Origin of the sequence: Paenibacillus germinis, from assembly GCF_013141785.1 — a bacterium.
GTDB lineage: Bacteria > Bacillota > Bacilli > Paenibacillales > NBRC-103111 > Paenibacillus_E > Paenibacillus_E phytorum.
Window position 1 is genome coordinate 34,152 of the sequence record NZ_WHOC01000195.1, and the last position, 20,345, is coordinate 54,496.

General features: G+C 46.6%; 13 protein-coding genes and 1 pseudogene. 12 read left to right on the forward strand and 2 right to left on the reverse strand.

The genetic code is table 11. The features are described from left to right. Positions 1-12: 12 nt before the first annotated feature. Positions 13-3,825 (forward strand): GH32 C-terminal domain-containing protein, encoded by a 3,813-nt coding sequence (locus GC102_RS37605; protein WP_171694049.1) that lies wholly within the window; start codon positions 13-15, stop codon positions 3,823-3,825. A 168-nt stretch (positions 3,826-3,993) separates the two neighbouring features. Next, positions 3,994-5,112, forward strand: a complete 1,119-nt coding sequence (locus GC102_RS37610; RefSeq protein WP_171694050.1) for a Gfo/Idh/MocA family protein — start codon at positions 3,994-3,996, stop codon at positions 5,110-5,112. Positions 5,113-5,145: 33 nt separating this feature from the next. On the opposite strand, the gene GC102_RS37615 is transcribed toward GC102_RS37610, so the two are convergent. Then, positions 5,146-6,006, reverse strand: coding sequence for a helix-turn-helix transcriptional regulator (locus GC102_RS37615; RefSeq protein ID WP_171694051.1), 861 nt, complete (start codon positions 6,004-6,006; stop codon positions 5,146-5,148). 146 nt (positions 6,007-6,152) lie between these two features. Between GC102_RS37615 and GC102_RS37620 the strand changes: the two genes are divergently transcribed. The 7 genes from GC102_RS37620 to GC102_RS37650 all read left to right on the forward strand — a co-directional run bounded on the left by GC102_RS37620 (position 6,153) and on the right by GC102_RS37650 (position 16,222). Continuing rightward, the gene (locus GC102_RS37620) at positions 6,153-8,126 is read left to right on the forward strand and encodes a glycoside hydrolase family 127 protein (protein WP_171694052.1); all 1,974 of its coding nucleotides are present in this window, start codon (positions 6,153-6,155) and stop codon (positions 8,124-8,126) included. Between the two features lie 451 nt (positions 8,127-8,577). Further along, positions 8,578-10,368 (forward strand): sensor histidine kinase, encoded by a 1,791-nt coding sequence (locus GC102_RS37625; RefSeq protein ID WP_171694053.1) that lies wholly within the window; start codon positions 8,578-8,580, stop codon positions 10,366-10,368. Continuing rightward, entirely contained in the window at positions 10,343-11,428 is a 1,086-nt protein-coding gene (locus GC102_RS37630; RefSeq protein ID WP_171694054.1) for a response regulator, read from the forward strand. Before GC102_RS37625 ends, GC102_RS37630 begins: the two co-directional genes overlap by 26 nt. Before the next feature lie 113 nt (positions 11,429-11,541). After that, on the forward strand, positions 11,542-12,861 hold the full coding sequence (locus GC102_RS37635) for an ABC transporter substrate-binding protein (protein WP_171694055.1): 1,320 nt from the start codon (positions 11,542-11,544) through the stop codon (positions 12,859-12,861). Between the two features lie 38 nt (positions 12,862-12,899). Further along, the gene (locus GC102_RS37640) at positions 12,900-13,781 is read left to right on the forward strand and encodes a carbohydrate ABC transporter permease (RefSeq protein WP_171694056.1); all 882 of its coding nucleotides are present in this window, start codon (positions 12,900-12,902) and stop codon (positions 13,779-13,781) included. Then, complete coding sequence (locus GC102_RS37645; protein ID WP_171694057.1) at positions 13,778-14,602, forward strand: carbohydrate ABC transporter permease; 825 nt, start codon at positions 13,778-13,780, stop codon at positions 14,600-14,602. The genes GC102_RS37640 and GC102_RS37645 overlap by 4 nt, the downstream gene beginning before the upstream one ends. A 15-nt stretch (positions 14,603-14,617) precedes the next feature. After that, positions 14,618-16,222, forward strand: coding sequence for a cellulase family glycosylhydrolase (locus GC102_RS37650; RefSeq protein WP_171694058.1), 1,605 nt, complete (start codon positions 14,618-14,620; stop codon positions 16,220-16,222). Positions 16,223-16,444: 222 nt separating this feature from the next. On the opposite strand, the gene GC102_RS37655 is transcribed toward GC102_RS37650, so the two are convergent. Next, positions 16,445-17,026: a TetR/AcrR family transcriptional regulator gene (locus GC102_RS37655; RefSeq protein WP_171694059.1), complete on the reverse strand. Its 582-nt coding sequence runs from the start codon at positions 17,024-17,026 to the stop codon at positions 16,445-16,447. Between the two features lie 355 nt (positions 17,027-17,381). Here GC102_RS37655 and GC102_RS37660 point away from each other — a divergent pair, with 355 nt between their 5' ends. The 3 genes and pseudogenes from GC102_RS37660 to GC102_RS37670 form a co-directional block, all read left to right on the forward strand. Beyond that, on the forward strand, positions 17,382-18,551 hold the full coding sequence (locus GC102_RS37660) for an MFS transporter (protein WP_246321353.1): 1,170 nt from the start codon (positions 17,382-17,384) through the stop codon (positions 18,549-18,551). A 70-nt stretch (positions 18,552-18,621) separates the two neighbouring features. Continuing rightward, positions 18,622-19,680 (forward strand): LLM class flavin-dependent oxidoreductase, encoded by a 1,059-nt coding sequence (locus GC102_RS37665; protein WP_171694061.1) that lies wholly within the window; start codon positions 18,622-18,624, stop codon positions 19,678-19,680. 54 nt (positions 19,681-19,734) lie between these two features. Continuing rightward, positions 19,735-20,015: pseudogene (locus GC102_RS37670) on the forward strand (alpha/beta hydrolase fold domain-containing protein); the annotation flags it as partial. Positions 20,016-20,345: the final 330 nt, after the last annotated feature.

Consider the following 20,345-nt stretch of genomic DNA (forward strand, 5'->3'; position numbering starts at 1 on the left):
AGATGAGCGTGCATGAAAATAAGGATCAAATGGATGTTGAAAGCGCTTCTAATTCTTGGCGTTACAAGTACGGCGTCATTAGGAGTTACGAGAGCTTACGCTTCAAGCTTCAATTCGAATATGCCGGGCTATACACCTATATCCGGAACCTGGTCTATCCAATCAGGCAGCGGAGTTAAGGGAGTAAGCGCAGCGAATGCGAATGCTTTTGCCATGTCGACAACTACATCCGGGACTAATTTTGTGTACGAAGCCGATGTGACAGTAGACAGCGCCTCTGCATTCGGCGTAGGTTCCCTTGTCTTCCGAGCCAGTGAAGACGGTACCAAAGGGTACGTGGTCAGCATAGACCCGAATCTCGATCGTGTAAGGCTTTTCGACTATGCTACTGGCTCCGATGTGGGAACACTGTATGCAACAACGATTCATACAGGTACTTCTTATCATCTGAAGGTAATGACTGACGGACCGCAAATCAAAGTTTATCTAGGCAGCGTGCTGGCGATTTCCGTCAGTGATACGAAGTATTCCACAGGGAACTTGGGCTACCACGTGTATAACGGAACGGCTTATTTCCAGAATGCTTATCAGTATGAAACAACGACGAATGTAACAGGCTGGAATGTGACATCAGGAACTTGGACGCCTACGACACAAGGCTGGAGAGGGACGGCTTCCAGCGGGCAAAATGCGTATGCAATCTCATCTACGAGCTCGGATAATTTTACGTATGAGGCGGATGTGCTTATTGAAGACACTTATGCGGTATCCACGATGCTTTTTCGTACGAATTCCAGCGCAACACAGGGATACGGCCTGCAGATGGACCCGAATCTGGACAGGCTTCGTCTGTTCAACATCAGCGGCGATGTAACGCTTGGCACGCAAACAGTCACCCTGGATACCGGCAAAGTTTATCATATAAAGGTGAAAGCTGAAGGCACTGTGCTCAAGGTTTATTTGCAAACCAATTATTTGCAGGCGGATGGCTACGATCCGATTCTGACGGTTACGAATTCAGCCTATTCGTCAGGCTTTGTCGGGCTGAATGTCTTCAACGGCAGTGCCAAATTCCAAAAAATTCTGATCAGTGACGCGAACACGAATTTGGCAGGCTGGACGGCCATCAATGGAAACTGGACTCCGCATTTGGACGGTGTGAAAGCCGTTAGCACCGGGGCGGTGGACGCGTTCCGAATCGCAGCGAACACAGCGTCCGATTTCGTGCTTGAAGGCGACTTGAAAGTGGATACCGCTACGCCTTTCGCAACAGCAGGGCTTCTTTTCCGTGCCAATGCAAGCGCTACCAGCGGTTATATACTCAACATTGATCCTAACCTGGATCAAATCCGTTTATTCAAAGCGGGCATTGGAACGACGATTGCCACATCTGCGCGTACGATCGATACAGGAAAGATGTACCATGTTGAGATCATCGTAAGCGGATCATCCATCAAAGTATATGTAGACGGCTATGCAACTCTGGCGATTAATGCGACTGACAGCACCTATTCTACAGGTAAAATTGGACTGAATGCGTACAATGGAACAGCCTATTTTCAGAATGTGCTTGTAACCGATTTAAGCGCATATTCGAATGAAATGTACCGTCCTGGGTATCACTATACGCAGGAAGCAAGCAAGGCAAGCGATCCCAATGGACTCGTCTATTATGCAGGTGAATATCATCTGTTTCATCAGGACGAAGGTCGGTGGGCGCATGCGGTAAGCACCGATCTTACACATTGGAAACGTCTTCCTATCGCGCTTCCCCTTAATGATTTGGGCAATGCTTGGTCAGGTTCAGCGGTCGTGGATACGAACAATGTGACAGGATTGTTTGGCGGCGGCTCTGGTCTCGTTGCTTTCTATACGAATTATGACCCCGATAAAGTCGGGGGCAATCAGAAAATCAGTCTCGCCTACAGCACCGACAAAGGGAGAACCTGGCAGCAGTATTCAGGAAATCCGATTGTACAGAATCCCGGCGGCGTGAACGACGGATGGGACTTCCGTGACCCTAAGGTTGTTTGGGACAGCGATCACAATGAATGGGTGATGGTTGTATCTGGCGGGGATAATATCCGTTTCTATACGTCCACTAACCTGCTGACCTGGACATTTACAAGTTCATTTGGTTTTGGTGCCTATCTGCATGGAGGTACCTGGGAATGCCCTGACTTTTTCCAGCTTGGGGTAGATGGGGAGGCGACGAACAAGAAATGGGTGCTTTCGATCAGTACAGGTCCAGCGACGCAAACGAACGGTTCCTCGTCTGAATATTTTGTAGGTTCATTCGACGGGTCGACTTTTACCAGTGACAATCCGGCCAGCACCGTGCTTAGAAGCGAATATGGCAAGGATATGTATGCGGCCATAACCTTCTCGGACATTCCTTCGAATGCGCGCCGAATTGAAATCGGCTGGATGAGCAACTGGGATAATCCTTTCAGTGAGCCAACGTTCCCGTTCCACGGTCAATTGTCGATACCGCGTGAGCTTACACTGGTGACGTATCCGGAGGGTGTGCGGCTTGCCCAGAAACCGGTTACTGAGATGAATAATCTTCGCGGCACAGCCACTACATTTAACAACGTAACCATAACACCGACGAGCACAAATTTATTGTCCGGCTTATCCGGCAACGCATACGAAATCGATGCTGATTTCCTGATTCCTACATCGGGCGCAGCCTCCGAGTTCGGGCTTAGTCTTAGAGAGCTTGGCAGTCAAAAAACCGTTGTAGGTTATCAGCCGCCTTCTTCCAAAATGTTCGTGGACCGCGTGAATGCGGGCCGGACTGATTTCACAGCTAATTTTGCTTCGCGAAATGATGTAGTCGTGAGTCCAGTAAGCAACCATGTGAAAATGCACATCTATGTCGATGAATCCTCCGTTGAGGTATTCGGCAATGACGGCAAGGTCGTCTTCTCCGACATTATACTGCCGGATTCGGCCCGTGACGGCTTGAATTTCTATGCGACAGGCGGCAATGTGACAGTAGTCACCATGAATGTGTATCCGCTAGCAAATACATGGCGCGACGAACCGACTAGCGGAACCATTCCGCAAAAAGTTGTGATGGATAAACCCAAGCTGGAGATCGGCGTTGGCTCGACGCAGCAGCTCTACACGACTGTATTGCCGCGTACCGCAACGAACAAGAATTTGACTTGGAGCACAAGCAATTCTACAATTGCCACTGTATCGGATGTGGACGCCCGAAGTGCCAGTATAAGCGGAATCAGTCCTGGACGCGCTGTTATTACAGCAACGACACAGTCCGGCTCGATTGTGGGTACAACAGTCGTACAGGTAGGTCCTGCATTCAGCACGAATTTGACAGGATGGACTTCAACCAATCAAGCGCAATGGATTCCGACGGCTGACGGGATTGCAGGTTATTTTGATCTGGACAGCAACTATATGTCCACGGTAACAGGCGGCAACTTCACTTATGAAGCCGATATGAAGCTGGATGCGCTTGGAGGAGCAGGATCCATCATCTTCCGCGGTGATGCCACTGGTTCGAACGGCTATTATTTCAATGTCGATCCAAGTCTGAAAACTCTGCGTTTACTCTACAAGCTGAACGGCAGCTTTACCAGCTCGCAAATCATTGGCAGCGTGCCGATGCTTCTGCAGTCGGGTAAAACTTATCACGTGAAAATTGTGACCAGCGGGACGAACATCAAAATCTACTTTGACGGTGGTTCCATGCCGGTAATAGATGTCAACGATTCGCATTTCAGCAGTGGTATTTTCGGTCTTAATCTGTTTGGAGGCAGAGCCTATTACCAGAATGTGACCTGGGTCGCCAATTAATCAGTAACATGTCCCTTACATTTGCCGCAGCAGGCAATGGTAAGGGATTTTTTTTATGAAAAATTCTAAGCAAAGGAACAGAGTATATTGAAATCATTTGCATCAATCCTTTGTTAAGATACGAATAAGTTTATCTACATCATTGTTCAAAGGAATGGGGAGATTTGGATGAAAATCGGGTTCATAGGCTGCGGAGTGATTTCCGGTGCGCACCTGGAAGGCTTAAAGAAATTAAAAGATGAGAACAAGCTGACCTTTCAGCTGACGGCTGTTTGCGATCTTAAGTTAGAGAGAGCGGAGGCTTTTGCCGTAGAGGTGAAGAGGCAGCTTGGGCTCCGGCCGGTTGTATACACAGAGTATCACCAGATGCTGGAGCAAGGCGGTCTGGATGCGGTTTCCGTCTTATTGGATCATGATCTTCATCATACAGTGACGGAGGATTGCTTCTCAGCAGGCATCCACGTGCAAATGCAAAAACCGTTGGCGATTTCCCCTTCCTTTGGCCGCAAAATGCTTGCTGATGCTAAGAAGTTCAATAAAGTATTGACGCTTTCTGAACCGAGTGTGCTGGGTGCTGGTAATGTTGCGATGGCGCGCGCAGTAAAAGCTGGCTTAATCGGCGATGTGTATATGATCATGGATTACGCAACGATCACACTGGGACGCTCGTTTTTTGCTGGAACTGCTTGGCGTCATATGAAAGGCCGCGCGGGCGCAGGCTGGATTAACGATCACGGGGTTCACCGCACTCATTTCTTCACGGAAGTGAATGGGCCTATCCAAGAAGTGTTCTCCTATACGCGAATTTTTGAAAAGGAATTAAACAACGGAGAAACAACCATTCACCCTACCGGAGAAGATACATCTGTCACTGTATTCCGTTTTGAGAATGGAGGTCTGGGTCATTGGATGTGCAGTACAGCAGCTCACGGCGAGAAGACTGACGGGGTATGGATCTACGGGAGCAAAGGATGCCTGCGTCCTGGTCAACACGTAACACTTGAAGACAAATCAATTGTTACCCATTCCGAAATCATCCAGCGTTACGCGCCTGAAGTTGTAGAAAACCCTTTTGCCCACTCTTACATTGAATTGTGGGAAGCGATTGCTGAGCAAAAGCAGCCTATTTCCAGCGCTGAACGTGGTCTCGATGCATTGGGAGTCGTGTTCGCTGCCTTGGAGTCTGGACATACGGGTCAGCCAGTAAGTGTCCAAGACATCATTCGAGGCGAAAAGCATGCCTATGAAGATACAGTTCTAGCAGAAATGAAAACAGCTCGTTTTTGAATTAAACTGCGATGAGGTCCACAATTAGTAAAACTAATGTGAAAACTGCTTGCGAAAACGCAGAGGTGAGATGCCGGCATACTGTTTGAAGCAGTTGGAGAAGTATGGGGCGTACCCAAAACCGACGCGTTCGGCGATTTGGCCGACCGGCCAATCCGTTTTGATCAGCAGCATCTTTGCTTGTTCCAGGCGATACTCGTGCAGATATTCCATCGGAGTACAGTGGTAGATCTCTTTCATGCACCTAACAACGTAGTTCGAGTGATAATGAAGAGCCTCCGCAAGTGATTCATTCGTCACATCAGCCTGATAGTGCTGCCGAAGGTAAGCTTCCGCTTTCTCCGCGAGCTTTAAGGCGGGAGAGATGCTGCTTCCACTATACCCTTCCTCTAGTAGACGCAGAAGCTCCATGAACAGCTGCTGCTCGTTCCAAAAGGTCGCCGAGCGATGTTGGTCTGACGATGCGAGCATTTTGCGAAGGTGGCACTCGGCAAGGGGAAACTCCGACGGTGAGGCATATTGCCTAATCCGAATTGTATAGGGATTTGCCCATGCATGCTGGACCGGGTAGGCTGGGTTTACAGCATTGTCCGCCTGGAGCCAACTCCCTTTAAAGTCGAAGTGATTCCAATAGAAAACAGTCTCGGTCTCGCAGGGCTTCACCGCATAGTGATAACGGTCGGGTAATAGCAGCAGTGTCTGTCCTTCCGTTACCTCCCACTGCATATCCCCTTCTCCAATGAATAGTGTCCCTTTGACAACCCAAAGCAGATCGAAGATGCCGATATTTCGTCGGCTCGGGTGCTGCTCTCCCGGATATAAGGTCGATAAGCCGGTCGTAATGTAATAGGGCGCTGGCGGAAGCTCCATCCAAATGATTCCCGATTCGTTCATTCCCGATACCCTCCGAATGCAGTGTGAAATATTATAAAAAATAGGTTTGTTTTATTCGTATTTCATCCATAACTTCAAGGATAAACTGGATGAGAGCAATAATCAAATGTCATATAAATCATGTACAGTTCTAGGAGGATATTCATATGGGGATATCAATGAGCGAGCGGCAGAGTAATAGGCGTGTACGCTTACAGGACGGGTTTTGGAATAAATTTACAGAGTTAGTGCGAGGGACGGTTATTCCCTATCAATGGGAGGCGCTTAACGACCGTATTCCAGATGCTGAGCCGAGTTATGCGATTCGTAATTTCCGGATTGCAGCCGGGATGGAAGAAGGCGAATTCGGGGGGATGGTTTTCCAGGACAGCGATGTGGCGAAGTGGATTGAAGCAGTCGGATACTCGCTTGCAAGCCAACCCGACCCCGAGCTGGAGGGAACTGCGGACGAGTTGATCGAGCAAATTGCCAAGGCCCAACACGCCAACGGTTATCTGAACACGTATTACTCGATCAAAGAGCCGGGAAACGAGTGGACGAATCTTCATGAAGCGCACGAGCTCTACTGCGCGGGCCATATGATGGAGGCAGCGATTGCGTATTACGAAGCTACGGGAAAACGGAAGCTGCTTGATGTCGTGTGCAAATTTGCCGACTACATCGACACCGTATTTGGTCGCGAGCAAGGCAAACTGAGAGGCTATGACGGCCACCAGGAGATAGAGTTGGCGCTAGTGAAGCTGTATCATGCGACGGGAGAGGAGCGCTATTTGAAGCTGGCGCAATTTTTCATCGACGAGCGCGGTCAATCACCGAACTTTCTAATTGAGGAATGCAAGCAAAGAGGCGGGTACAGTCATTGGGCGAAGAAGGAGCTGCCGATTCCGACCATCGAACAAATAGCCTATAATCAGGCGCATTTGCCAGTTCGTGAACAGGACGTCGCTCTAGGCCATTCCGTACGGGCGGTTTATATGTATGCGGCGATGGCGGACCTTGCAAGCCTGACAGATGACCGGGAGCTGCTCGAGGCGTGCCGTCGATTATGGGATAACACAACGAAACGGCAGATGTACATTACAGGCGGTATCGGCTCGACGCATCATGGTGAGGCGTTTACCTTTGACCACGACTTGCCGAACGATACCGTATATGCCGAGACGTGCGCTTCCATCGGTCTAATCTTCTTCGCCCGCCGCATGCTGCTTCTGGAGGCAAAAAGTGAGTACGCCGATGTCCTAGAGCGAGCGCTGTATAACAATGTTTTAGGCAGTATGTCGCAGGACGGTAAGCATTACTTCTACGTCAATCCACTGGAAGTGTGGCCGAAGGCTTCCTTAAATAACCCGGACCGTAGGCACGTGAAGTCAGTGCGGCAGAAGTGGTTCGGCTGCTCCTGCTGCCCACCGAATGTGGCGCGGCTTCTCACCTCCTTGAACGATTATATTTATACAACTTCCGCATTGGATAACAAAGTGTATACACATCTGTTCATCGGCAGCGAAGCGCAGTTCGAGCTAGCTGCCGGTCAAGTGGCACTGAAGCAGCAATCGCGTCTTCCTTGGGAAGGTTATGTACGGTTTGAATTAACTGCTGTTCCGGATGCTGCATTTACGCTTGCGCTGCGCATTCCGTCTTGGTGCTATGGGCAAGCTGTGATGAAAATTAACGGCATGATTTCGGAATACGAGGTTGAGAATGGATATGCGACCGTAAATAGGCAATGGGTACAGGGAGACATCGTGGAATGGGAGCCCGTGCTTGAGGCGCAGTTGATTTCCTCGCATCCGGCGATCAGGGCCAATGCGGGCAAAGCTGCTATTGAACGCGGTCCGCTTGTTTATTGTCTGGAGGAGGCGGACAACGGCAGCTTGCTTCCGAATTTGTCAATCGATCGCCAAGCGGAGCTGCAATCGTATTTCGACACCGAGCTGCTCGGTGGAGCGGTCGTCATTGAAGTGAAAGGTCGCGCCGATGAACGAGCTTCTTGGCAAGAGAATACGGCGTACCGTCCGCTTGCGCAGCAGCAAGTGTCAGAGCCGGTAAAGCTTAAAGCTGTACCGTATTACTTGTGGGGCAACCGACAACCTGGTGAAATGACGGTGTGGATTCGTGTTTGAATGATCTTTGAAACGTCTCGTTTCGTTATAGGCTAGGGGCTGTCCCAAAAGTCATATTTGGTATATTCAGCTCCTGCTTTGTGAATTTCAAAGCCAGAATGCTAATTCCATTGGATTAATCCAATGGAATTATAATTTCGAGCTGAATACCGATTCGAATGTTCCATATGGTCAAAATACCTAAAAGGGCTGTCCTCAAGTAGATTTTGAGACAGCTCTTATTATTTTCACGAAATCAATATGTTCTAATAGTGTTAATCAATAAATTAGAATGACATCAGCATGCTGCAACTCTAAAATTAAAATATGAGAGCGCTTTAAATCAAGACTTTCGATTTATTTTTCGCGTAAAAAATAATAAAAAATGAAGCCTAAAATAGGAATGCTATTCCTTTAAAGATAAAGTAACATGAAGATAGTGCTATCTACGCTCAGAAAGGACTCTACTACGATGCGAACAAGCCTACGTCTTCGATTGATGGTACTCATGATTTGCTTAACCACGCTGCCGGTTGTAACCGTCACATGGATTGCCACGAATAATACACGAAGTTCTGTAGAGAAGGAAATCATTAATGCGAACAATTCGAGGATGTTATGGGCCGATCAATATTTGGAGGAGCTCCATCAGCAAATCGATATTCTGTTTTATTCCTTGCAAATTAATCAGACGCTCATGGCTGGACTTAATGATATGAACAACCCTGATATCGGGGTACAATTTAACACGCAAAATTATATCAAAAACACACTAACGTCTGCCTTCTATGCAAATTCGAGAAAGATAGACGAGTTGAATTTATATATTCATCCGATCCAAAAGGCATTCTCAGTCAGTTATGCAAACAGCGGAACTATTTATTCCTTAAACATTCAGGAAGGCAACTGGGGACGTATGCTTCAAACACCCATCAATATGTATTTTAAACAATCCGGCAGTGCCATCTATGCATATCACAGTATGAACCGATTTGAGGATCGTATGCTGTTAGGCGGTATTTCCGTCCGTATAAACAAGCAAGTGTGGAGGGAAGTCAGCGATATTTTAAAATCAGAATCAGAAAGCTCGGTTTACTTGATTAACGATCAAGGGGAGCTTTTGTCGGGTTCAACGGAGACAATGGATGCCGCAGAGCTTCATTCCCAACTTCAAAGCCTCGACCAGAATGATTTTGAATTGGCATTTCGTAGAACCAAGACGGATTTCTATTTCTTAAAACGAATCGGAGACGGTCAACTAACGGTGGTGAAGGTCATTCCACTTCGCACAGTTAATCAAAGCGCACAACCGACGATCCAAGCAGGGATTTTAACAGGAACCCTATTTGCTATAGCCTCTATTTTGCTTTCCATTTTCGTATCGCTTCGGATTAGCAGGCCGATTGTCAAGCTTGCCAAAACAATGAAGATGACACATATTCATAATTTTAAAATGTCTCCGGTCCAAAGCAGGGACGAAATCGGATTGCTGGAAAACGGCTATAATTCCATGATGAAGCGAATTAAGGAATTGATCGAGGTTGAATATCAACAGGAAATCGATCTGAAGAATGCACAATTAATGGCTCTGCAGGCGCAAATCAACCCGCATTTTCTCAATAATACCCTGAATTTGATGGGGGGAATGGCATTGGTGAAGGATGCGCCTGAAATTTATGAAATTACCCGGGTAATGGGGGAGCTTTTACGTTATTCCATCAGTGCAGACGGTGATTTGGTACCTCTCGAAGACGAAATTAAGCATATGCGAAACTACCTATATATTCAGGAACAACGCTTTGCGGATCGCTGCAGTATGCATGTATCTACAGATGAGAGGACACTTACTGCAAGGCTTCCTAAATTCACACTCCAACCGATTCTCGAGAATGCGTTTGAACACGGACTGCAGCGTAAGGAAGGTAAGTGGAATATCGAGATTCGGATAAGGCTCATAGGTAAACGAGTCTATATCTTCATTAAGGATGACGGGGTAGGCGTTGACGAGCAGCGTCTAAGCGATTTGCGATTGGATTTGAGAGATGGACGATTGGCGCCTCGAGCTAGGAGCAACGATGTAAGAAAGAAAAGGGGAATTGGATTAAGGAATGTTCATGCTCGGCTCAAGCTGCAATTCGGCAAGGGCTGCGGTGTTCGAATATTTAGCAAGACAGATGTAGGGACCTTGGTTGTATTAGTAATGGCTGCTGTTACGCAGGAGGAAGGGGGCAAAACGGATGCTGAACGTATTGATCATCGATGACGAGCTATGGGCCAGACAAGTCGTTAGATCATTGGGAGATTGGAACAAACTTGGACTGACTATCATTGGGGAAGCGGATGGCGGGCGGGAAGGAATCGTTCTGATTGAGACGCTGCATCCGAGCATTGTTATCACCGATATGCGAATGCCGGGACTGGACGGTGTGGAGCTCCTACAGGTATTAAATGAACGATACCCCGAAGTTAAAATAATCGTGATGAGCGGCTTTGACGATTTCGTATATTTGAAGCAGGCGATACGTTCCCGTGCCATCGAATACCTTTTGAAGCCAATCAATCCAGTCGAATTGAACGCTGCCCTTTCTCGGTGCGTGGACGAGCTGCAAGCTTCACTACACATACAAACTTCATGGGATACGCACGTCTTTACGGATAAAAAGATGCTGGACACCTATTTGAATTACCGGCAGCAGGTTTATGAATATCTCTTGGAACTTAATCGCCCTGCCGTGCTCCACACAATGGAAAAGATAGAAGGCCTCTTAACAGAAGGTTATACAGAGACACAGGACGGGAGATTACCGGCTAGAATTGCGCATGATTTTCTGCACTTGTTGGAAGAGTTTACGGCTGGTACGGATTATGGTTTGGATTCAGCTTGGATCGAAGAGCGACGTGAACGTGCTGCATGGCTAAGTGGGTACTCTTTGGGAGAAATTCATACCATCTTGCGTGATTGGTTAATTGATGCCATAGATGCCATAGAGGCGTATCGTAAAAATAAAAATCGTTTGGCCCCCGAGGACGTACAGGCTTACATTGACCGACACTACCAAGAAACGATTTCCCTTGAGACGGTCGCTCATCACTTTTTTGTGAGCAAGGAGCATCTAAGTCGAACATTTAAGGCTTCCATCGGGGAAAATTTATCTGACTATATCGTTCGTAAGAGAATGGAGAAAGCTAAAGAATTAATCATGGATCAACGACTTGCCATAAAACGAGTAGCAGAGCTAACGGGCTATATCGATATTGCTTACTTTTATCGCGTGTTTAAGAAACATTTCGGACTCACCCCAGGGGAAATGCGTAAGGACTAGCTTGGAAATCAATAAAGTGCAATAACGAATGCTAATAACATCAAATGATTCATAAAACCCTCTCCTCTATACTGAAATTGTAGTTATTAATCTTCTTTAGGGGGAAATGAAAAATGAAGAAAGCGCTTCACTTAATGCTAAGTGTTACCTTACTGGGCGCAATGGTCGGTTGTGGCACGAACTCCAACACTAGTACTGGCGGTAAGGAAGTTACGCCGGCTCCGGCAGATTCGAAACCAGCAGCAACTGCTCCTGCTCCGGCAAAGAAAGTAGAATTGAAAGTATTTATGGGCTTTCCGCGGTTTAAGGATCAATTTGACAAATATTTTGAGCAATTTAAAGCAAAGGAAAAAGCTGAAAAAAATATTGATGTCACCATCAATCTTGAAATGCCGAATCCTGACCAAGCCAAGCAAATCTTGCAGACTCGCCTTTCTTCCAATGATGCACCGGATTTATTCACCCTGCACGCTGTAGCAGACGTACCCAGTTATTACAAAGCCGGTTACTTGAGTGACCTATCCAATCAGCCATTTGCGGCAGGCTTGTTCGATAACGTTAAAAAAACGGTAACCTTTGACGGCAAAATAGTAGCATTACCGCTTGAAAGCTTGGAATGGGGATACTTGTACAACAAAAAAGTGTTCAATGATTTAGGCCTGAAAGCTCCTCAAACAGTTGATGAAATGAAAGCGGTTGTAGAAAAACTGAAATTGAACAAAGTGACGCCATTCGAGTTGTCTTTCCAGGAGGCATGGATTCCGCAGCTGATCATGGCGCTGTCACTCGGTGGGATTGTGACTTCGGAACATCCGGATTGGATCCAAAAGATGAACAAGGGTGAAGCCTCCTACAAGGACGTACAGGACGTATTCAATATTATTGATATAGTTATGCAAAATGGGACCGATAAGCCATTCGAAGTAGGCAGCGCCCAAGGCTCTACTGATTTCGCTAACGGAAAAGCGGCAATGTGGGTTCAAGGTCCGTGGCAAGCAGAAGCGATTCAGAAGGTTAACCCGAAAATCGAATTCGGCGTAGCACCGCTTCCCGTGAGCAATAACCCGAAAGGTACGATGATTAATCTATCAACGTCCACGTCTCTAGCGGTATCTCCAACAAGCAAGAACAAAGAGGTTGCCATGGATCTTTTAAACTACATCCTTGATCCGAAGGATTCGTCAGCCTTGTTCCAAGAATTGAAGTTCAATCCCGTATCTAAGGTTCACACGTATAAATCATTCCCTTGGATCGATGAAGCGATGACCTATGTTTCTCAAGGGAAGGCTTATCAGGACCTGTCTCTACCCAATGGCGTCACGGATGAACAAGCGAAGCTGTTGCAAAGTTACTATGCAAAGCAAGTAACGAAAGACGAGATTATCAAATCGCTGGATAAGAAATGGGCAGACGCGATTAAGGCTCAGCAATAGCATGGCTATATATGGTGACCGGGAGTGAGAATAGGCTAATGACAACGAAACGAAAAAAGACGGTCATCCTATTAGCCTTCGTGTTTCCCGCTCTATTATTCTACGCTGTATTCGTACTCGCCCCCGCATTCGGGGGCGCATGGTACAGCCTTACGAATTGGAACGGACTGAATCGCACGTATCGGATGGTGGGATTGGCTAATTACATCGAGGCATTGACGGCGGACCCGTTCTTCCTAAAGTCGGTAGGCTTCACCCTTAAATATGTCGTGTTCATGGTTGTGCTTCAGAATGTGATCGCTCTGCTTCTGGCTGTTCTCGTGGAATCCAGACGGCGCAGCAAGGTATGGTTCCGGACGATTTTTTTCATGCCCAATATGATCAGCTTGATCATAGGCGGCTTTATGTGGTTATTTATTTTCACCAAAGTACTTCCGTATATAGCCGAACATTCGGTATTCGCCTTTTTGGATAAATCCTGGATCGGTGATCCAACTTATTCGTTCTTCGCCATCGTCATCGTATCCCTATGGGGAGGTGTCGGTTACCTGATGGTGATCTATATTGCCTCCTTGCAGGGTGTGCCTCAGCATCTGAAAGAAGCGGCTGCGATTGATGGAGCGAATGCTTTTAAAACGTTTCGATACGTGACGCTTCCGATGATTTATCCGGCCCTGACGATTGGTATCTTTCTTACCCTTAACGGCTCGTTTAAAGCATTCGATGCCGTTTACTCGTTAACCGGCGGTGGTCCAGGCAGATCAACACAGGTTATCGCGCTGAACATTTTCGAGGAAGCATTTAAATCAAGTAATCGATATGGGTACGCAAATGCTAAAGCGATGATCTTGTTTCTAGTCGTCTTCTTGATCACCTTGATTCAGCTGTGGTTGATGAAGAGAAGAGAGGTGGAATCATGAAGCGAATCGGTTCTTTTATGATTCTGCTCATCCTCATTGCTGCTGCCATATTCACGTTGTTTCCGATTTACATGGGACTGTTGAACTCCTTTAAGACGGAAGGCGCCATGATGAACAATATTTTGTCTTTGCCTACCCATTTGGAAGTAGGAAATTATATTGGCGCATTCCATAAGACTAATTTTGTTAGAAGCTTAGGAAATACGATATATATCGCATCGGTTGGCTTGTTAGGCATTATCATTTGCGCGTCGATGGCTGGCTATAAACTATCTAGGACACCAGGGAAGTTAAGTGCATTTATATTTCTGCTGTTCGTCATGTCCACGTTGATTCCATTTCACTCTATTATGATAACGCTGACTAAAATTTCAAAAGCGCTATCGGTGCAAGGATCAACGACAGGTCTAGGATTGATATATATAGGCACGGGTGTCGCCTTTGCGATCTTTTTGTACCATGGTTTTGTGAAATCTATCCCCCGTGATCTGGATGAAGCAGCTGTCATCGATGGGTGCGGTGAGTTCCGATTATTTTTTGTCGTCATATTTCCGTTATTACTGCCGATTACGGCTACGATTACGATTTTAAACTTGTTATGGATATGGAACGACTTTCTTCTGCCGTTACTGATGTTGACAAACTACAAGACATATACCTTGCTATTATCCACCAACATGCTGTTCGGTCAATACGGGAATAATGACTGGTCTGCCATCTTGTCTTCATTGATTTTGGCCATGCTGCCGGTCGTTCTCTTCTATTTATTACTGCAAAAATACATTATGAAGGGTATTGCAGACGGTGCAATAAAGGGATAGGAGTGACTAATAAGAATGAATTCAGAGCGTGAGAACGAAGTTGTTGGCTTTCTTAGAGCTGACGGGAAGAGGCTAGTCAACGGAGAAGGTCACGAGGTGCTGCTGAGAGGCGTCGGCTTTGGAAGTTGGCTGCTCCCAGAGGGCTACATGTGGATGTTTCCGGAGCAGGGGGATCGTCCGCGGCGTATTGAAAAAATGATTCAAGAGCTGATCGGCGAAAAGGAGGCCGAAAGATTTTGGGACATTTACTATGATATTCACACGTCGGAAGCAGATATTCAGCAGATTGCCGCTGAGGGATTTAATTCAGTCAGGGTGCCGATAAACGCAAGATTTCTAATTGAAGACGGCGAGCCCCTTCGGGTGAAAGAACATCGGCTGAAACTCATTGATCGTCTTATCGGATGGTGTCGTAAGCACCGAATTTATGTGATTCTAGATCTGCACGGGGCACCTGGGGGCCAGACGGGTACGAATATTGACGACTCTGAACACGACTTGCCAGAGCTGTTTACAGAAGAACATAATAAGCGTCTTACGGTTCAGTTATGGCGTTTTCTCGCAGAGCACTACAAGGATGAGTGGATTGTTGCCGGCTATGATCTGCTCAATGAGCCGCTGCCCAACTGGTTCTCTGCTTATAACGGTGAGGTCATGTCGCTCTACCGGGACATCGTCAAGGCGATCCGAGAAGTGGACGATCGCCACATGATAATTCTAGAAGGTGCCCATTGGGCAACTGATTGGTCGATTTTTGATGAGAAAATCGATGATAATCTGATGCTCCAGTTCCATAAATATTGGAATAATCCAGATACAGAGAGCATCGGAGTCTACTTAGAAAAGCGTGAAGAGTGGAACGTACCCATTTACATGGGGGAAGGCGGCGAGAATAACAAAGCATGGTACGCGGGTGCGTTCCGCCTTTTTGAAGATCACAATATCTCATGGAATTTCTGGACTTGGAAGAAGATGGGCAAGGATAATTCACCTTGCAGCGTTAAGGTGCCCCGCGATTGGCAGATGCTGATTGATTACTTAGAGGGCGGTGCGAAGCCAGATGAGATAACAGCACAACGGATTTTATGGGAATATCTAACTAATTTAGCTTTCGACCAATGTGTGTATTACCGCGATGTTGTTAACGCCATGTTAGGCAGACCTCCTGTCCGCATACCTGCTATTTTCTACGGTTATCGGGGAGAAGGTGTCAATTATGGCATCCAGCACCCTTCGAATCAGAACGTTGGCCTTCGCATCAATGACCGCACGGACATCCGGTTTGTCGCAAGTGCAAGGGAGATGGCAAACTTTGAACATGGTAAAGGAGAGGCATGGCAGGAGGATGAGCGTCTAGAAGTACACTTAGCTGAAGGCGATTGGCTGGCCTATGAAATTTATGTGCCTAAGTTTACGGATTATACGGCTTATGAGATCAACGCACACCTTAATGAGCTTGATGAAAAAGGAAGTCTGGCAATCTCGGTAGATGGCAAGAACCAAAATATCAGAGAATCGTTCACACTTGAACCAGGGACACATCGCATTGTGCTTCAAGCTAAAGATGCTCCCGTTCGGCTTGAATGGTTAGAAATTATTCCGACTAGCATAGAGGCTTAGTCCAGGCACGTATGAACCGGAGAGTGTAGGTTTGGTTGTTCACTAATAAGTAGGCGTTCACTCTATTGGGTGAATGCTTATTTTGGTTATTACATAGAAATGTTTACTGCTACTATGGTACCTTTTATGTTTGGCGGTTTTGGGTATTTAGGAAGACGAGAGTTTTTCTTTTCAGAATTCGCAAAGCTACGTAATCTATTTAAATTAACGGAAAAAGGCCTCTTACTTAAGCAATGTAAGTGTCACCTCTATCGTATTATCAACAAACGATCGCTCTGGACGAGATTTCATCATTACGGTTAGTCCAATTAACGATACGATTAGCGCCTGTGATAAAGCCTTCGCGTTTACACCGACTTCAAGCTCTCCTGATTGTATACCTCGTTCAATGGTTTCTTGAAATATGACCGATAGATACATTTGATGTTCCCTTGTAAGAATTTCAAATTTCTCATCATGAGGCGCAAGTTCGACCATTGTATTGATGCAAAAGCATCCTCGGCTGCGATTTTCAGTATATTCCTCAGCAACCACACCTTCAAAAAAAGTGCGAAATGCTTCTTTTACAGATGGATTTTTTTGAAGTCTGGTTCGGACATGAGAAGCACGGGACATCATGTATTTGCGCAGCGCGGCTTCGAACAATTCTTTTTTGTCTCCAAAAGCCGAGTAAATACTAGGCTTCTGAATTCCCATTCTGGAAGTTAAGTCGCTTAATGAGGTAGCCTCATATCCCTTCTCCCAAAATAGTTGCATAGCTGCATCTAATACTTTTTCTTCGTCAAATTCGCGGGTTCGTCCCATAATCAATACCTCTCGTTACTATATTTTAACGTACCGTACAGTATGTTAAAATTATATAATTAGCCGTTTATATTGTCAAATGTAAGTTAGTTGATTCTGACTAGGTAAGATCATTTCTGAAGATACAGCTTATTAAATCTATTATCATCATTGACAATGATCGTTTTTATGCGTTATATTTACCAGGCATTATTAATACCGATCGGTACAATAAAAGATTGGTATCAAAATTTAAGGGAGGTAAGGTGCGTACAAAATGGAGGAGGTTAAAGAAAAAGTAGCAGTCAGAACCGCTATAAAGGCGAATAGTTCACTGGGAACGCTTTTCACATCTGATTCAGTTCATAGTTCTTCCATGACTCGCTATGTGACATTATTGTTTGCGGTTGCCTGCGGGATGTCTGTTGCCAATATCTACTTCGCACAGCCGATACTCGATAATCTGTCGAGTGAATTCGGTATTGACCATTCAACCATTGGCATTCTCATTACCATTACTCAGATCTTTTATGCAGTAGGACTGTTAATGCTGGTGCCGCTTGGAGATTTACTGAACCAGCGCCGACTGATAATCGGCCAGATGCTATTATCCATGATAGCTTTGGTTATTGTTGGCACTGCATCATCCAGCACGGTACTATTCGCAGGTATGGCTTTAGTGGGACTGCTCGCCGTTGTGACTCAGACTCTTGTGGCGTTCGCGGCGACAATGGCTGCACCTGCCGAACGTGGACGTGTCGTTGGCATGATAACAAGCGGAATTGTGATTGGCATCCTTCTTGCTCGATCCATTTCAGGAATATTAACAGATCTTGCGGGTTGGCGTTCCGTATATCTGGTCTCCGCCGCGTTGATGTTTTTTATGGTTTGTGCGTTATTTAGGGTGCTTCCGAATGTTGAGCGTAAGGGGAAGTTGCTGTCCTATCCCCAGTTGCTTAGGTCGGTGCTTATGTTGCTGGTAAAAGAACGGATATTACGCATCCGCGCTATTCTGGCTCTGCTGATTTTTTCTGCTTTCAGCATTTTGTGGACTCCATTAGTACTCCCTCTTAGCGCGCCGCCATTATCTCTTTCACACACTGCAATTGGGGCGTTTGGTCTCGTGGGAGTTGTCGGAGCGTTAGCTGCAGCAAGAGCGGGCAAGCTAGCCGATCGAGGTTACGGACAGAGAACGACGGGCATAGCTTTGATCCTATTATTGATATCATGGTTGCTGATCAGCCGTACTGAACAGTCGTTGTTCGCATTGGTCATTGGAATTGTTCTTCTAGACCTGGCAGTTCAGGCCGTGCATGTCACTAATCAAAGTATGATCTTCTCATTGCATGCGGAGGCGCGCAGTCGCCTAGCCGCCGGGTACATGGTTTTCTATTCCATAGGAAGTGCTGCCGGTTCCATCGCTTCGACCCATATCTATGCACACTATGGCTGGAACGGAGTATGTTTGCTCGGGGCCTCCGTTAGTGCTTTAGCTCTTCTGTTTTGGGCAATGACCTACCGCGATAGGGCTGCCGCATTAAAATAAAGCTTGCGTCCAAATGAATAATTCGAAATAAAGATATATCGTATTAAGATTTTGAATAGGAGAGATTGTCATGGAGATAGGTATTACTTCGTTTGTAGAAACAAAGCCTGATGTTCAGACTGGTGAAGTGATGAGTCACGCACAGCGATTGCGTGAAGTTGTCGAGGAAATTGTCCTTGCTGATCAAGTGGGACTTGATGTGTTTGGCATAGGTGAGCATCATCGGAAGGATTATGCAGCATCTTCACCAGCACTTGTGCTGTCTGCGGCTGCATCACAGACGAAACGGATTCGACTGACCAGTGCAGTGACGGTGCTTTCTTCAGCTGATCCGGTGCGCGTTTTTCAGGATTTTGCTACACTCGATGGTATTTCCAATGGACGTGCGGAGATTATAGCGGGCCGGGGTTCCTTTATTGAATCTTTTCCACTGTTTGGCTATGACTTGAATGACTATGATGAGCTGTTTAAAGAACATTTGGAATTGCTCCTTAAAATACGAGAGTCCGAAAAAGTAACCTGGAAGGGCAGGCATCGGCCAGCGATTAACAATTTGGGTGTATATCCACGGCCCGTTCAAAATCCTTTACCGATATGGGTTGGCAGCGGGGGCAGACAGGAGTCTGCTATCCGTGCAGGTCTGTTAGGACTGCCACTGATGCTGGCGATAATTGGCGGGAGTCCGATGCAGTTTGAACCGCTCGTGCAGCTTTATAAGAAAGCGGCAGCGCATGCTGGTCATGACGAATCGCGGCTTAAGGTTGGGTCGCACTCGATAGGATTTGTTGGAGAGAATACGGAACGAGCTGCAGATACATTTTTTCCTTCTACCATGGCAGGTATGAATAGATTAGGCAAGGAGCGGGGCTGGGCGCATTATGATCGTTCTAGCTACGATACCGCACGCAGCTTTGAAGGAGCACTGTATGTCGGCGATCCGGAGACTGTTGCTCAGAAGATCATTCACCTTCGCAAAAATGTAGGGGTTACACGCTTTATGCTGTATGTTCCGTTAAGCACAATGCCGCATGCTCAAGTGATGAGAGCCATTGAACTGCTAGGAACGGAGGTAGCGCCCCGTGTTCGGGAGGAAATAACCAAATGGGAAGCCGAGACGGAAAAAGGATAGTCATTCAATTGTGTTTAACAAAACCGCATTTAGTACGACAAGTCGGATGATTCCGGGGGAGGTTATGTGATGGGGCACCCCGATATGGATGACGTTTGTGCGAGCGGTTCGTGCAGGTGGCTAAATGTGTCGTCGTATCAGTCGATTATCGTCTTGCTCCCGAGCATCCCTATCTAGCTGCTATCGATGACTGTTATGCCGGTTTGACGTGGATGTCGGACGAAGCTGAGTCGCTGGGCATCGATTTGGATCGGATCGCGATTGCCGGTGCAAGCGGGGGCGGCGGTCTAACCGCAGCGCTTGCTTTAATAGCTCGCGACAAAGGCGGGCCAGCGCGCCAGTAAAAGCTATGTGGACGCGATTGCGAGAGCGCTAAATCCTTAAACAATTTATGGGGTTGTCTCCAAAGGTCAGAAACGACCTGGACGCTTGTTGTTTCCAAGTATTGCTGAGGGACGGAGAACGAATGTTAAGGAGCTTGCATCGCGGCAGCTCCTTAACATTCGTTTTTTACACTACTAATCAGTTCCGCCCTTATATAGGTGTAGAATTTTTTCTTCAGGACTGCCTTTTCTTTTGATCGATTCAGAAAAAGCTGATCTTTTTTTACATCCGCTTTTTGTACACCCTCATTGCAAAGAAATAGGCTACGAACAAAATCCCGA